Origin of the sequence: Patiriisocius marinus, from assembly GCF_008974325.1 — a bacterium.
In the GTDB taxonomy this organism is placed as follows: Bacteria; Bacteroidota; Bacteroidia; order Flavobacteriales; family Flavobacteriaceae; genus Patiriisocius; species Patiriisocius marinus.
In genome coordinates, this window is record NZ_BKCG01000001.1 from 227,691 (window position 1) to 243,087 (window position 15,397).

The window sequence follows — 15,397 nt, forward strand, 5'->3', positions numbered from 1 at the left end:
TACTATTTTATTATGCTTCGCTTCAGATTTTGGTATATTAAAATTTCAGAAAAAAGAAGCTTTCATTTTATTGGTCTATTTGTAACTACGTGGGCCCAAAAATGCCGCTGTAGTTGTTTCTATTAGGTCATCTCCACTGTATATTCCAATTTCTAAACGATCTTTATCGCCACTTAAAGCTCTTGCATCAACTTCAACAAATAGTGTTCCTTCGGCTAAACCTTGACCTGCTATAGTAAAATCATCATGAGAAACTAACTTAATTGTTCCTTTATGAGATAACAGTTCAAAATGTATATTTTCGATATCGTCAACCGTTTTATTTACTAGTTTAAAGGTGTATACATTACTAATTATATTATCTCCTTTGTGCTCATAAAGTTGACCAGGTAATCTGAGTATTCGTGCTTCAACGTCGTTACGTAAAAATAGCATTCCTATCAAAACTGCAATTAATATCCCTAAAACAGCTGTATAACCCTTTAATCGAGGTGTGAATTTGAATTTTTCTTTCTTCTCAATATTGTCTTCACTTGCATAGCGTATTAAGCCTTTAGGTAGATTTACTGCTTCCATCATATGGTCGCAAGCATCAATACAAGCGGTACAGTTTACACATTCAAGTTGTGTACCGTTACGAATATCAATTCCTGTAGGGCAAACGTGAACACAAGCAAAACAATCGATACAATCACCTTTTCCAGTAGATGGTCTATCTTCGTTTTTCTTAAATTTAGCACGACCCTCTTCTTTCTCTCCACGTTTGTGGTCGTAAGCAACTACGATTGATTTATTATCTAGTAAAACTCCTTGTAATCTTCCGTAAGGACACGCTATTATGCAAACTTGCTCTCTAAACCAAGCGAATATAAAATAGAAAACACCCGTGAAAATTAGTAATGAAATTAAAGTACTAAAGTGTTTAGTAGGACCATCTGAAATGTATCTAAGTAACTGATCACTTCCTATCAAGTATGCCAAAAACACATTTGCTATTATAAACGAAATGATGAAAAATATCGTCCATTTAAGTACTCTTTTTTTTATTTTCTCCTTATTCCAAGGCATTTTTTGCAAACGAATTTGCTTACCTCGATCTCCATCAATCCAGTATTCTATACGTCGAAATACCATTTCTAAGAAGATAGTTTGAGGACAAATCCATCCACAAAATAAACGTCCAAATGCTACTGTAAAAAGGATGATAAATACAACTCCAATAATCATCATTATTACAAACAAATGAAAATCCTGAGGCCAAAATGGGAATCCAAAAATATTAAACCTACGCTCAAGAACATTGAACATTAAAAACTGGTTTCCTCCTATTTTAATGAATGGTGCAGCTAAAAAGAATGTTAATAAAACATAGCTAACATATTTTCTATATTCGTACCATTTACCATCAGGTTTTTTAGGGAAAACCCAAGCACGTTTTCCATCCTTGTTAAGCGTCCCTATTGAATCTCTAAAATTATCTTGATCTTGTTCTGCCATTAGTTATTCTGAATTTTATATAACATAACTCCTGCTATATTTTTACCTCGCTGTTTAGCATTAGATGCTCTTTCTCCTTTGAAGTGGGCATCTATTGTCTGTTCCCATAATAATAACCACTTATCAAAATGTTCCGACGCTATAGTAGTTTTTTTACTAAGTACTATATGTGCTGACATAGGGTTTCCTTTAAATGAAGCTACATTGAATAATATAGATTCCCAAAAGGAATACATTTTAGGTAAATGATCATCCCAATTAACTTTAGCTACATCATTAAATATGTATCCAATAGTAGGGTCCTTCTTTACTTTAAAATAGAAAGAATTCACTAATAATTCAATATCTGCTCTACTAGTGATGTCTTTCATTTCTTATTATTTAGATAGTATTAGAAGAAAAAGTGCATCTTCAAAAGCTCGTACTGAGTGCATTTCGTCTAGAGGAATCTCTAGGCTGTCTGGCACTGCAAGACGATAACTTTTAGTTAAAGTATTAAAATCTATTTCTCCTTTTATCAGCATTAATTTTGCTCTAGATGGTGCTTTATGATCTGGCAATTCCACCCCTTTTTTCATGGCAATAGCAATCAATTTAGTACCTTCATTAGTATAGATATTCTCTACTATTGGTTTGTTAGATTCTAGCGACGCCTTTTCAATATCAAAGAGATTCATAAGCACTAATTACTTGCTGTTAAATGATCTTTTAAAGCTTTAACATTTGTTTCTACTGAAATAGAGTCTTGTACTTTATCTACTTGAGTACCTTCAGCTTTAGGCGCATTAGGATCTACCCAAATATCTCCTTCTGGATCTTTAGGATCAGCTGGCGTTGTTCCTTGAAAACTTAACACGTAACTTGCAACTTGAGCCATCTCTAATGGTTTAAGGTCAGATTTCCAAGAAACCATACCTTTACCATCACGTCCACCTTCAGATATAGTATTAAATACGTTTTTAATACCTCCTCCTAATATCCAATGGTTATCTGTTAGGTTTGGTCCAATACCTCCACCACCATCTGCTTTGTGACAAGCTACACAGTTACTTTGAAAAATTGCTTGTCCCGTTTTTAAATCTGATGCTTCTGTAAGTAATTCTACTGTATTAACATCTACTAAATTTTTAGCAGTTTTTTTCCACTCAGCTATTTCAGCTTTAGCCTCTGTTACAGCAAGTTCATACTCATCGGCTTGATTATACTCTTTAAACACCTCAAAACGCACTAAGTAAACTACTGCAAATATGATTGTTGCATAGAACATATATACCCACCAAGGCGGAAGGTTGTTATCTAATTCTTTAATACCATCGTAGTTGTGATCTAGAACAATTTCGTGTTCTTCTTCAATAGATTTACTACCTAGTGATGCTTTGTATTTTTCTTTAATCCACTTGAACTGACCTTCTTTTTCTTTCAATTCATTAGCGACATACGTAGCTTGTTGTTCTTCGGTTAACGTTTTAAAAAGTATTGTTTTTAACGCTTCTAAACAAACTTCAAAAGAAATGGCAAATAACATTAGTATTCCTACAATTCCCCAGAAATATGGTTCTGTAAACATTGCCCACTCGGCACCTGTTTCATAAACCCATTCCATTAGGGCCGTAATTATTACAAATAATCCTATTATTCTTAAATATGATGCTGTTGTTTTCATTATTCTGTCTCGTTTAGGATTGTATTATCGTCTTCAAGAGGGATGTTGCTTACTTCAATTATATGTGCTTTTTTTGCTGTGAATACCCAAGCAAAAAGAGCTGTAAAAAAGATGAAGAATATCAACAATGAAATCATTGGATAAATTTCAACACCATCTATATTTTCTAAGTTTCCTTTTATAAATTTCAACATAGTGTTATTCGTTTAAGTTTGTTGGAGTCTCTTCTTTGTTTTTGATTTTAATATCTGTTCCTAATCTTTGTAGATATGATATAATAGCTACTACTTCACGATTTCTCATTTCAACAAATTCCACACCATTTTCTTGTGCATATTTTTTATCAGCTTCATAAGTTTTAGCAAAATCAGGATCTGAATAAAGGTCTTTCTCAATTTTAGTTCCTTGCTCATCCATAGATTGTAAAGCATTTGCAATATCCTCTTCGGTATATGGTACTCCTAAAGTTACCATTGCATTTAGCTTATCTATTGTTGCGCTCTTATCTAATTCATTTTGAATAAACCATTTGTAAGATGGCATAATAGAACCTGAAGAAGTACTCTGTGGATCATAGAAGTGATTCAAATGCCAGTTATTACTGTACTTACCACCCACACGATGTAAATCTGGACCCGTACGTTTACTACCCCATAAAAATGGATGGTCATATACAAATTCTCCTGCTTTAGAGTATTCACCATATCGTTCTACCTCACTTCTAAATGGCCTTACCATTTGAGAGTGACAGGAAACACAACCTTCTCTAATATATAAATCACGTCCTTCTAATTCTAATGGTGTGTAAGGTTTTACACTAGATATTACAGGCACATAATCATCTACAATTAGTGATGGTATAATTTGAACCATACCACCAATTAATATTGCTATAGTTGCAAATATGGTAAGTTTAACAGGGCGTCTTTCTAACCAAGTGTGATATCCTTCAGAGCTTGTACGTTTTTTAGTTACTTTAGCAAGTGGTGCTGCTTCTGCAAGTTCATCAGTTACACTAACTCCAGAACGAGCAGTCATTATAAGGTTATAAATACCTATTAAAGCACCAGTAATAAACATTGATCCACCAATAGCTCTCATCCAGTACATTGGCATAATCTCACTTACTGTCTCTAAAAAGTTACCGTAAGTTAACGTACCATCTGGATTAAATTGCTTCCACATTGATGCTTGAACAAATCCTGCAACATACATTGGTAATGCATATAGAATAATACCTAAAGTACCTATCCAAAAGTGAACATTTGCAAGTGATGTAGACCATAATTTTGTTTTAAACAATTTTGGAACCATCCAGTACACCATACCAAAAGTTAAAAATCCATTCCAAGCTAATGCTCCTACGTGAACGTGTGCAATAATCCAATCACTAAAGTGAGCAATTGCATTTACATTTTTAAGTGACAGCATTGGTCCTTCAAAAGTTGCCATACCATAACCTGTAATCGCAACAACCATAAACTTTAAAACAGGATCTGTACGTACTTTATCCCAAGCTCCACGCAATGTTAATAAACCATTAATCATTCCACCCCAAGACGGAGCGATTAACATTACAGAGAAAGCAACACCTAAGTTTTGTGCCCAATCTGGTAATGCTGAATATAATAAGTGGTGAGGTCCTGCCCATATATATATAAATATCAATGACCAGAAGTGAACTATAGAAAGTCTGTATGAATATACAGGTCTATTTGCTGCTTTAGGTACAAAGTAATACATTAATCCTAAGAATGGAGTTGTAAGGAAAAACGCTACTGCATTATGCCCGTACCACCATTGTACAAGTGCATCCTGCACTCCCGCATACATAGAGTAGCTTTTTAAAGCGCTAATAGGCAGCTCCATACTATTTACAATATGCAATACAGCTACTGTAACAAATGTTGCTAGGTAAAACCAAATTGCAACATATAAGTGACGTTGTCTCCTTTTTAAAATTGTTCCAATCAAGTTAGCTCCAAAAACAACCCAAATAAGTGCAATAGCAATATCAAAAGGCCATTCTAATTCGGCATATTCTTTTGTTGTTGTATAACCCAATGGAAGTGTTATTGCAGCTCCTACAATGATAGCTTGCCATCCCCAAAAGTTTAGATTACTCATCCAATCTTTCCACATTCTTGCTTTAAGCAGTCGTTGTGTTGAATAATAAACCCCTGCAAAAATAGCATTCCCTACAAAGGCAAAAATTACCGCATTGGTATGTAATGGTCTTAAACGACCAAAACTTAACCAGGATATACCATCTGTAAGGTTAGGAAATAAAAACATAAAGGCTAATAATAAACCTACACTCATACCAACAACACCCCAAAACATAGTGGCGATGATGAATTTGCTTACGATTTTGTTATCGTAGTAAAACTTTTGTACTTCCATAATTACTTAAGTTATTCTTTGGTTTTGATTGATTCCTCTTTTGATGTAGTTATCGAGGTCTTACTTTCCTTAACAAGTTCGTCGTCAAAAAGCATGCGCACAGATGGCGTATAGGTGTCGTCATACTGTCCGCTTTTTACTGACATAACAAATGCCGCAAAAAAGCCGAGTGCAACAACTACACTAATTGCCAAAAGCATATAAATAATACTCATACCTACCTGAATTATATTACAAAACTACCATCGATGGCACTTTTAAAAGATGACATTTATCATCTTTAGGTTTTGACTCATTGATTTCTGTTAAATAAATGTTATTTAAAATTCACAAAAAGCTGAAAACTAGCTATTTAAATCAATTATAGCCTGTTATTTAGATTCATTAAATCTTCTTCCTAAAATATGGGTCCCAATTGTTGTGAACACCACGATACTTATTGAACTTAAAGGCATTAGAATCGCAGCCACTACTGGAGCTAAGTTTCCTGTAATTGCAAAACCTAAACCTATTAAATTATAGAAAAGAGAGAAAATGAATGCGTACTTGATCACTTTAATACCTTTGCGAGATAAATTTAAAAACTGTGTAATTTCTTTAAACTTTGAAGCATCTAAAATTCCATCGCAAGCAGGTGAAAAAACATTCACATTTTCTGAAATTGATATTCCCACATTACTTTGTGCAAGTGCTCCAGCATCATTAAGTCCATCACCAATCATTAAAACATTCTTACCATTATCTTGAAGTGTTTTTATGTAATCTAATTTATCTTCAGGTTTTTGATTGAAAAGTATTGTAGTGTTTTTAGGAAGTAACGTAGACAAATGTTCTTTCTCACCATCATTATCTCCAGAGAGAATAACAATACCTGTAGTCTTTTTCAAGGTATCGAAAACTTCTTTTACACCTTCGCGATACTCATTATAAAACACATAACATCCCTTGTAAATATTGTCTGTGCTAATATGCACCGCAGTACGTTGATGCGCATCTTCTTGTGTTTTTTTATGAGAAGCATCTACAAAGCCAAAAGAACCTACCTTAATCTTGCGATTATTTATTACTCCAGTAATTCCTTGCCCTACTTCCTCTTTAAAGTTGTCTAGAGTTTGAATATTATTTTTATCAAGTATTGCATACAATGATCTACTTAGAGGGTGATTTGAAGCCCTTAAAGTACTAGTTAGCAATGCTTTTTCTTCATCATTTAATGCCACACCCTCATATGTAATAGTGTTTTTAACACTTGTAGTTAGTGTTCCTGTTTTATCAAAAACTACAGTATCAATATGAGCTAATTGCTCAATAACTGAACTATTTTTTAAATACAACTTATGTCTTCCAAAAATGCGAAGTAAGTTCCCTAAAGTAAAAGGTGCCGCCAGTGCAATAGCACAAGGACAAGCAACTATTAGCACTGCAGTAAAAACATTTAATGCTATTGATATGTCAATAAACATCCACACAATTGTTGCTAAAATAGCGATGACTAATAAACTCACAGTAAATCGCCTACTTATACTATCAGTAATATTCTCAAAAGCACTTTGTTTGTTTTTGCTAAAAATAACATTAGACCATAATTGGGTTAAATAACTCTGCTCAACTGGCTTTAAAACCTCCACTTCAATTACTCCAGCTTGCTGTCTACCTCCAGCAAAAAGTTGGTCACCAGAAACTTTATTTACAGGTTCAGCTTCTCCTGTAACAAAACTATAATCTATTAAAGCATTCCCTTTTATTAATATAGCATCTACTGGTAACAACTCGCTATTTCGTATTAAAATACGATCTCCTTTTTTTAATTCGTATACCTGTGTTTGCTCTTCTTTTTTAATTGAAGAATCATTGGTTTCGTTTTTAACAAGACGAGTTACCGCTATAGGGAAATATGATTTATAGTCGCGCTCAAATGATAAAAATGCATAGGTTTTCTGTTGAAAAAATTTCCCTAACAATAGGAAGAATACTAGCCCCGCCATACTATCAAAAAAGCCAGATCCCCAATCCATAATAATTTCTACAGTAGACCTTATAAATAATACCGAAATACCAATTGCAATTGGTACATCGATATTTAAAATATTAGATCGAAGTCCTTTATACGCTGAAATAAAATAATCACGCCCCGAATAAAAAGCAACAGGAAGTGCAAAGCAGAACATTAACCATCTAAAAACATGTTTAAATTTTTCTAACCAAAATTCATTGACTTCGAAATATTCCGGAAAGGAAAGAAACATAATATTTCCAAAGGCAAAACCTGCAAGTCCTAATTTGTAAATTAAACTCCTATCAATATTTGATTTTTTTTCGGAAGCATCGTCTAATGAAATATATGGTTCGTAGCCTATTCTTGATAATAAAATTACCAAATCTTGAAGTGATAATATTTCAGAAGAATATGTGATTCGTACAGTTTTCTTCGGAAAGTTAACTTGTGCAGTTTTTACAGCTGGATTAAGCTTATTTAAGTTTTCTAATACCCAAATGCACGAACTGCAATGAATTGATGGAATTAGCAGCGAAACAACTTGAGTATCTTGCTCATCAAATTCAAGCAACTTAGCAACGATTTGTTCATTTTCAAGAAAGTCAAATTTCCCTTCTTGTTCCAATGGAGTTGTTCCTGGAGTACGCTCTAAATCGTAATAGTACGATAGATCGTTATCGTTTAGAATATCGAAAACAGTTTTACAACCATGACAACAAAAAGTTTTGTCTTGGTGTGAGATTACAGTTGTTCTGCACTCATCACCACAATGGAAACAAGCTGACATAAAATATTAATTTGCTCAAGCGCTCAACGCTCATTATACCTACTGCAAAGATTGCTAACTAAAAGCACTCATAAAGTGATATATGTCACATAACTAATTTAATAATGTTAGTTCCTTTGTAGATACTAAAAATAATAAAATGAACGATTTCAATGAAAGTCGATGTGAAAATTGTGTAGTAAGACAATTGAACACACTTAAGGAACTTAGCAAAGAAGAATTAAAGCGAATTTCCGATAGCAAAACTAGCATGTTTATAAAAAAAGGAGAAGCTATTTTTAAAGAAGGTGAAAAACTAAACGGTGTTTTTTGTATTCGATCAGGTGTTTCAAAATTGTCTAAACTAAGTGATAACGGAAAAGACCAAATATTAAAAATTGCCACTAAAGGGGAAGTGATGGGACATCGCTCAGTTATTACTGAAGAGAAGACAAACCTCAGTGCTGTAGCTTTAAATGATATGGAAGTTTGTTTTATTCCTAAACAACATCTATATGATAGTTTAAATAGTAATATATCATTCACTAAAGCAGTATTAGTGCAAATGGCTGAAGATTTAAAGTTTGCTGATGAGCTTGTGGTAAACATGGCGCAGAAAACCGTAAAACAACGTATTGCTGAAACCTTAAGATATCTTGAGAATAATTTTGGATTAGACGATGATGGTTACCTAAAACTCATCTTAACTAGAGAAGACATTGCTAATATTGTTGGTACTGCTAAAGAAGCTTGCATTAGAACACTTGCTACTTTCAAAAAAGAAGGATGGATTGTAACAGATGGAAAACGTATTAAAATAGTAGACGAAAAAGCCCTCTATCGATTGATAGAGGGCCTTTAATTTATGAGTTAAATAATAGCTTATTTTCCGTAAGCGTAATCTTAAATTTTAACTGTAAGTACTGGTAATTTTGAGTGGTTTACTACATCCTCTCCTATACTTCCAGTGAAAAAATGCGCTAATCCTCTTCTACCGTGTGTAGGGATTCCAATAATATCGGCTTTTACTTTTTTAGCATAGTTAAAGATTCCTCTCTCAACATTGTAATCTGAATAAATTGCTACATCTTCAGGAAGTAATTTATACCCTGTAAGTTGTACAATGAAGTCTACAATACGCTGATCGATTTCCTTTGTGCTTAAGTATTGCTCTCCAGGTTGATTGATGAATACATTTTTCACTTCAATATTTAAAGATTCGAAAAATGACATTGCCTTTTTGAAAGAAACAATACTTTCCGTTTTGTAATCGCAAGCAAACACTGCTTTAGTTGGTGTAAATGTGTCTCCACCTTTAATAACTAATACAGGTACTTTTGAGCTACGAACAACTTTCTCAGTATTTGATCCTACAAATACTTCTTGAAAACCACTACTACCGTGAGAACCCATTACTATTAAATCTGCTTCATATTCCTGAGCCACATCATCAAGTTCACTAAAAATTTTATAATTTTTTACTGTGGTATGTATAGTTAAACCCTCTAAATAATCTTTATCTAAAAGTTCTTCAAATCTTTTCTGTGTTAGCTTCACAAAAAACACACCTTCCATTGTATCACTTTCTTTGGTAAGGTTTGCTTCACTTAAACCCATCATATGCACAGCAACAAGTTCTGCATTTTGTTTTTTAGCTATTTGCGCAGCTACTTTAAGTGCATTTTCTGAATATTCTGAGAAATCTACGGGTACGATAATTGTTTTCATCTTTAATATATTAGAAGGTTATACGCCAAAGGTACTTTCTTCATACACTCCTAAAAATGATAAAAATCATCTTTAATAAACTGTTTAATTTATAACACTACTCCTACTTCCTTTTTTACCTCTAAACAAAGCTGGGATTTGGTTATAGTCTAAAAAGTATTGCAGTTTAATAGATAAAGTATGATTTATGGGCTGATCAAACAAAGTTCCAATACTTTGAGTGTACGAGTCTCTTGCCTCGTTATCTTGATTAAACAATTGGTTTCTATAAAGAGCCGTTAGAAAACTACCTGGCGCAAATTGCCAAGAATAACTCAAATCTAAATTCCATGTAGAGAAATTAATATCTGGATTATTTTCGATACTCTCTGTAGTATATCCTGAAGTTGAAGAAACTGTACCGTCATCATTTAGTGAAAACAATTGTTGATCATACTTTACAACTCCCCAATAATTTCGCAATGACAATGCTAAAGTATTGTATGGATTAAAGTTATAATTTGCACTTATTGACTGCTCAACTTCAATACGCTTTCGGTCGCCAAAAATTACATCATCATCCGTTTTTGTAACAAAACCTCTATCGCCACTATAATACTCTCTATCAATAAAATAAGAAATTAAAAACTTGTCACTTATACGGTACCTTGGTCCAAAACCTATCCAGTAATTCACATAATCACGTCCTTCGTCTAAAAAGGTTTCTACCCCACTATACAAGTTTATCGCTAGTTTTTTATTAGCATTTGACTCAAACCATAAATTTGTATTTACACCATCTTGAGTAATAAAATAGCTTCCCTGTTTTCGGGGTTCGAAATAATCGTATTGCTTTCCCGGTTGAAGATTTAGACTAATCCCAAATGAATTTAACTTAGTTGTTGTTCCGTTAAAATTTCCGCCAAATCCAAATCCAGTAAACGTACTTGGATCAGCCAATCGTGTATAATTAACGTATGCTCCTATATAGTAACTATTGAAAATTCCTTCAGGTTCAAAAATTCTATAGCTACCATCAACACCAAAGTTGTTATAATTGTTTCTAAACAACAATCCTAAATCATTAATATCATAATCCTTATCAGCATAACTATGATCAAAACTATAACGGTATTTACCGTGTATTTTTCTTATGTATAAAAATGAACTATATCCAGTTTGGGTTCCTGTTTCTAGATTGAGGTTACTCATTTTCACCTCAGCGCGAACATTATAGGTATTACGCTTGTTAGTGATACTTGATATCAAACCTGTAACATTTGCGTCTCTAAAGCTCCCTTCACGCATAACGTTCGTATTAATAATTCCTACAGATGAGTTGCCATTAAATTGTTGGTCTGCAACTAAAATGTTATAGTTTGCAAATGGTTCCACATCTACTTGTCTAATTTCGCCAGTTATGGCATCTTCTATAGTCGCTCTAGCACGTTCCGTAAATGAGTTAAAAATACCCAAACCGAGTCCTTTTTTTGTTCTTCCTGAAACTTTAATTGCATTTAACACTTTCACTGTTTCAGGATATTCAATCACCTCTTCATTTTCATTTAAATCTGGATCTCTTGTTGGCGAACTACCTACACGTCTTGAAAAAAACAGATTTCCTTTATTAAAAAGATCCACCCCTTCAGTAAAAAACTGTCGTTGCTCACTGAAGGTTTGCTCAAACGGACCCAAGTTTAGCGACACATCATCAAAACCAGCTTGGCTAAAATCTGGTATTAGTGTGGCATCTAGTGTAAAGTTTTCGGTGATTCCATATTTTATATCTAATCCTGCATTAAAATTAGATTCGTGATCTCCATCATATATATTTTGAACGGTCGAAACAAAAGGATAAAAAGATAGCCTCACTGGAGGTTCAAGATCTTTAAGTCCATTTAACTCCCCGTGATATAAACCAATATTCCCAATAGTAGGGTCTAATGGATTCCAAGTATACTGCGATTCATCACGTCTAAATCTCCTATGAAACTGGATTCCCCAAGTTTCTAAATTATTATTGTCAAATCGTAAGCAACGATATGGTATTTTCATTTCAAGTGACCAACCATTATCATTAATTTTAACAGCACTATCCCAAACAGCATTCCAACCAAAATCTTCACCTACACTAGGATTTGCAATGGCATCGGCTTGTGTACCGGATGCAAAAACAAAAAACTCAGTATCATTTTGAGCATCATTATTGGGGTTAATTACAATTCCAAAAAAATCAGCATTCCCAAAATTATCTCTTGACGAAAGCTGTTTATCAATTTTTAATGGGTCATCATATAGAAAAGCAGATATATAAAGTGCAGCATCATCATACGTCATTTTAACAATTGTTTTATTTGCCTCCGTATCCTCAACTCCTACATTGGGTCTAAACTGTGTAAATCCCTTTGCTTCATCTACATTCTTCCACGCAACGTCATCTAAAACACCATCTATTTTAGGCGCATTATCAGTTCTAGAAATGATAAGCGATTTTTTTTCTTGACCCAGGCTGCTCAAAGAAAACAGCATGGCAAGCGCTAATAAAAAATTGAATTTCATTGGTTTAGTGGTTGGTTGTTACATTATAGACACTAAAATTCTATTTGTGTTACACTTAAAACCTATATTTCTTTTTAAAAGTTCTTCTGAAATTTTAAGAATTTAACAAATCATATCATTCATTTACAATTGTCAAGAGCTAAAAAAACCTTCACATTTCTGCGAAAGTTTTCTTTTAACGAGGCTTATTTATGATTAATTTCTAAACTAATTATTAGTTAATGGTTTTCATCTTTTGACGTTTAATAAACTTGACAATTTCATACCAAATAACTGATAAAAATCCCATCCCAACACTTATAGCTATGAGTGAAATTGGTAATATTTCGAATTGAAAAAATTGATTTATTGGTTTGAAAAACAATAATAGTACTGCTATAAACACAGTAATTCCAGTTACTATTGGTATCAATTTATTTTTGTAAGTTATAGTCGTCAATACTGAATAGAAAAAAGAACGATTCACAAAGGTTAGAAATATATTAGCCGAAATAAGTACCGTAAATACCATCGTTCTAGTAACTGATTCATTAAAACCTTGCGACACTGCATATTGATACGTCAATAACACACCCAAAGTTATCATCAACCCTTGAAAAACACTAGTAGTTAATTCTTTTCTATTAAAAAAAGACGCTGTAAAAGGTCTTGGTTTTTGGTGCATTGTATTTTTCTCCATTGGTTCATTTTCATACACAATTGAGCAGGTAGGTCCCATTATTAACTCTAACAAAATAATATGAACTGGCGATAATATATTAGGAAATACCCATCCTAAAACCAAAGGCATAAACACCGTAAGGATGATTGGTATATGTATTGAAATTATATATTGAATTGCCTTTTTTAAATTACTATAAATTTTTCTCCCCATACCAACTGCATCAACCATTTTAGAAAAATCATCATCGACTAATATCAGTGACGCTGTATTTTTCGCTATTTCTGTTCCTTTTTTACCCATAGCAATACCTATGTGAGCTGTTTTTAATGCTGGACCATCGTTTACACCATCTCCCACCATTGCCACAATTTCTCCGTTCGCTTTTAAGGCATTAACAATTTTAAGTTTCGCATCTGGAAACATTCTTGTAAAAATTTGTTTTTCTAATACAGTCTTAGATAGTTCCGTTGGCGACAATTTCATTAATTGATCGCCAGAAATACTCCGTTCATAGCCTCTAAAACCTATTTGTTTAGCAATTGCTGTAGTTGTTGCAGCATTGTCTCCCGTGATAATTTTCACATTGATTCCTGCTTTATGAAAAGCTTCAAAAACTGATTGGATATTCTTTTTTGGTGGATCATAAAAAGCCACTAACCCAATAAAATCAAATTTAAAATCCTGCTGTTTTTCTGGAAAGTTATCTCCTTCAAAATCAGCTTTACCTACTCCTAAAATACGATACCCGTCACTAGAGAGTATTGTAATAGCCTGTTGTACTTCCTCCTTTTCCATTGCAGAAAGCTTAGATACTTTTATTAAAGCTTCAGGCGCACCTTTTGCAGCTATTATTCTATTTCCGTTATTATTTTGAAAAACGTGTGTCATCATTGGAGGTTTCCCCTCTAATGGATACTCATGATATATATTATAATTTGGTCTTTCATCATTTAAAAAGTGATTACTATAACTTTCATGCAAAGCAATTTCCATAGGATCAAATGGAATAGGTTCACTCGCCCACATTGAAATTTCAACTAATTTTTTATCCTCTTTAGTAAAGGTTTCGGAAGTTGAAATTATCTTTTTGTTTTTAAAAGTGTACAATTTAGCGAGCGTCATTTTATTCTCGGTTATTGTACCTGTTTTATCAACACAAATAATAGAAGCACTTCCTAAAGTTTCGACAGTTTTCATTTGTTTTACTACCACTCCCATCCTCATTAATCTCCAGGCTCCCATGGCCATAAACGTTGTAAACGCAACTGGAATTTCCTCAGGTAAAATACTCATAGCTAGTGTTAGCGCCTTAAGTAAACTATCTAACACGTTAAATGATTTAAAATAATTGATTGCCCACACTAACACGAAAACCAACACTCCACCAACCACCATTTTCTTTACAAAATTGTTGATTTGAACTTCTAAAGGTGTTTTCTCGTCAAGTACATCTTCAAGGCTTTTCCCTATTTTTCCTAATTTAGTATTTAGCCCTATACTAGTTACGGTTGCAATCGCTAAACCACTAGTCACCATTGCTCCCATATAAATGGTGCTATTATCTAAATCAGGATTTTTATAAACCGAAAAAGATTCTCCTGTGAGAATCGACTCATTCACTGAAAAATCATTTGAGTGTACAATTACCCCATCGGCTGGTATTGTTGTGCCTTCTTCCACCATCATACTATCACCCACTACAATTTCGGTAGTTTTTATTTCGGTTACTTCACCATCTCTTATTACTTTACAATTAGGATGTGTGTAAATTTTCAGCTTTGCTAAAGCGTCTCTACTTCTCGAATCTTGGTACAATGAAATTGCTGAAACAAATACAATTGCGATGGCTAAAAAAATACCATCATCGTAATTTGCTGTAATAAAATAAATTGATGAGGTAACTAAAAGCAACACTACCATTGGCTCTTTTAGCAAGTTTTTTAATGCAAACCACAACCCACTTTCTTTTTTAAAATTTAATACATTCTCACCGTGTACTCTACGTGATTCTAGTACTTGGTCACTAGTAAGGCCTTTTATATTTTGATTTTCTATGGACATTCACTTCAATATTTTGATTCTAAATAACTAGTGCTATTTGAGTTTGAACCTTTTAATTTCTTGTAACTTTATTTACAAGAA

The 15,397-nt window shown here is 33.3% G+C and carries 12 protein-coding genes; 1 reads left to right on the top strand and 11 read right to left on the bottom strand.

The window, feature by feature from the left end; translation table 11 throughout:
- Positions 1-75: 75 nt before the first annotated feature.
- From ccoG to GBH57_RS01030, 8 genes are all read right to left on the bottom strand, one after another.
- Positions 76-1,497 carry a cytochrome c oxidase accessory protein CcoG gene (gene ccoG, locus GBH57_RS00995; RefSeq protein ID WP_151672188.1) on the bottom strand — a complete coding sequence of 474 codons (1,422 nt, stop codon included), beginning with the start codon at positions 1,495-1,497 and terminating at the stop codon, positions 76-78.
- Positions 1,497-1,868 (bottom strand): group III truncated hemoglobin, encoded by a 372-nt coding sequence (locus GBH57_RS01000; protein WP_151672189.1) that lies wholly within the window; start codon positions 1,866-1,868, stop codon positions 1,497-1,499. The genes ccoG and GBH57_RS01000 overlap by 1 nt, the downstream gene beginning before the upstream one ends.
- 6 nt (positions 1,869-1,874) lie before the next feature.
- Positions 1,875-2,174, bottom strand: a complete 300-nt coding sequence (locus GBH57_RS01005; protein ID WP_151672190.1) for a cupin domain-containing protein — start codon at positions 2,172-2,174, stop codon at positions 1,875-1,877.
- 5 nt (positions 2,175-2,179) lie between these two features.
- Positions 2,180-3,160, bottom strand: coding sequence for a cbb3-type cytochrome c oxidase N-terminal domain-containing protein (locus GBH57_RS01010; RefSeq protein ID WP_151672191.1), 981 nt, complete (start codon positions 3,158-3,160; stop codon positions 2,180-2,182).
- On the bottom strand, positions 3,160-3,354 hold the full coding sequence (locus GBH57_RS01015) for a CcoQ/FixQ family Cbb3-type cytochrome c oxidase assembly chaperone (RefSeq protein ID WP_151672192.1): 195 nt from the start codon (positions 3,352-3,354) through the stop codon (positions 3,160-3,162). Before GBH57_RS01015 ends, GBH57_RS01010 begins: the two co-directional genes overlap by 1 nt.
- A 4-nt stretch (positions 3,355-3,358) precedes the next feature.
- The gene (gene ccoN / locus GBH57_RS01020; protein WP_151672193.1) at positions 3,359-5,563 is read right to left on the bottom strand and encodes a cytochrome-c oxidase, cbb3-type subunit I; all 2,205 of its coding nucleotides are present in this window, start codon (positions 5,561-5,563) and stop codon (positions 3,359-3,361) included.
- 11 nt (positions 5,564-5,574) lie between these two features.
- On the bottom strand, positions 5,575-5,778 hold the full coding sequence (ccoS, locus tag GBH57_RS01025; RefSeq protein WP_151672194.1) for a cbb3-type cytochrome oxidase assembly protein CcoS: 204 nt from the start codon (positions 5,776-5,778) through the stop codon (positions 5,575-5,577).
- A gap of 156 nt (positions 5,779-5,934) precedes the next feature.
- Entirely contained in the window at positions 5,935-8,346 is a 2,412-nt protein-coding gene (locus GBH57_RS01030) for a heavy metal translocating P-type ATPase (protein ID WP_151672195.1), read from the bottom strand.
- Positions 8,347-8,485: 139 nt separating this feature from the next.
- Here GBH57_RS01030 and GBH57_RS01035 point away from each other — a divergent pair, with 139 nt between their 5' ends.
- On the top strand, positions 8,486-9,187 hold the full coding sequence (locus GBH57_RS01035) for a Crp/Fnr family transcriptional regulator (protein ID WP_151672196.1): 702 nt from the start codon (positions 8,486-8,488) through the stop codon (positions 9,185-9,187).
- 41 nt (positions 9,188-9,228) lie between these two features.
- On the opposite strand, the gene GBH57_RS01040 is transcribed toward GBH57_RS01035, so the two are convergent.
- The 3 genes from GBH57_RS01040 to GBH57_RS01050 all read right to left on the bottom strand — a co-directional run bounded on the left by GBH57_RS01040 (position 9,229) and on the right by GBH57_RS01050 (position 15,316).
- Positions 9,229-10,053 carry a universal stress protein gene (locus GBH57_RS01040; RefSeq protein WP_151672197.1) on the bottom strand — a complete coding sequence of 275 codons (825 nt, stop codon included), beginning with the start codon at positions 10,051-10,053 and terminating at the stop codon, positions 9,229-9,231.
- 84 nt (positions 10,054-10,137) lie between these two features.
- A complete protein-coding gene (locus GBH57_RS01045; protein WP_151672198.1) occupies positions 10,138-12,591 on the bottom strand; it encodes a DUF5916 domain-containing protein in 2,454 nt (817 codons plus the stop codon).
- Between the two features lie 214 nt (positions 12,592-12,805).
- Complete coding sequence (locus tag GBH57_RS01050; protein WP_151672199.1) at positions 12,806-15,316, bottom strand: cation-translocating P-type ATPase; 2,511 nt, start codon at positions 15,314-15,316, stop codon at positions 12,806-12,808.
- Between the last annotated feature and the right edge of the window lie 81 nt (positions 15,317-15,397).

Bases quoted from the DNA above. Each gene is read 5' to 3' on its own strand.
- ccoG (WP_151672188.1), bottom strand. From the start codon at position 1,497: ATGGCAGAACAAGATCAAGATAATTTTAGAGATTCAATAGGGACGCTT.
- GBH57_RS01000 (WP_151672189.1), bottom strand. From the start codon at position 1,868: ATGAAAGACATCACTAGTAGAGCAGATATTGAATTATTAGTGAATTCT.
- GBH57_RS01005 (WP_151672190.1), bottom strand. From the start codon at position 2,174: ATGAATCTCTTTGATATTGAAAAGGCGTCGCTAGAATCTAACAAACCA.
- GBH57_RS01010 (WP_151672191.1), bottom strand. From the start codon at position 3,160: ATGAAAACAACAGCATCATATTTAAGAATAATAGGATTATTTGTAATA.
- GBH57_RS01015 (WP_151672192.1), bottom strand. From the start codon at position 3,354: ATGTTGAAATTTATAAAAGGAAACTTAGAAAATATAGATGGTGTTGAA.
- ccoN (WP_151672193.1), bottom strand. From the start codon at position 5,563: ATGGAAGTACAAAAGTTTTACTACGATAACAAAATCGTAAGCAAATTC.
- ccoS (WP_151672194.1), bottom strand. From the start codon at position 5,778: ATGAGTATTATTTATATGCTTTTGGCAATTAGTGTAGTTGTTGCACTC.
- GBH57_RS01030 (WP_151672195.1), bottom strand. From the start codon at position 8,346: ATGTCAGCTTGTTTCCATTGTGGTGATGAGTGCAGAACAACTGTAATC.
- GBH57_RS01035 (WP_151672196.1), top strand. From the start codon at position 8,486: ATGAACGATTTCAATGAAAGTCGATGTGAAAATTGTGTAGTAAGACAA.
- GBH57_RS01040 (WP_151672197.1), bottom strand. From the start codon at position 10,053: ATGAAAACAATTATCGTACCCGTAGATTTCTCAGAATATTCAGAAAAT.
- GBH57_RS01045 (WP_151672198.1), bottom strand. From the start codon at position 12,591: ATGAAATTCAATTTTTTATTAGCGCTTGCCATGCTGTTTTCTTTGAGC.
- GBH57_RS01050 (WP_151672199.1), bottom strand. From the start codon at position 15,316: ATGTCCATAGAAAATCAAAATATAAAAGGCCTTACTAGTGACCAAGTA.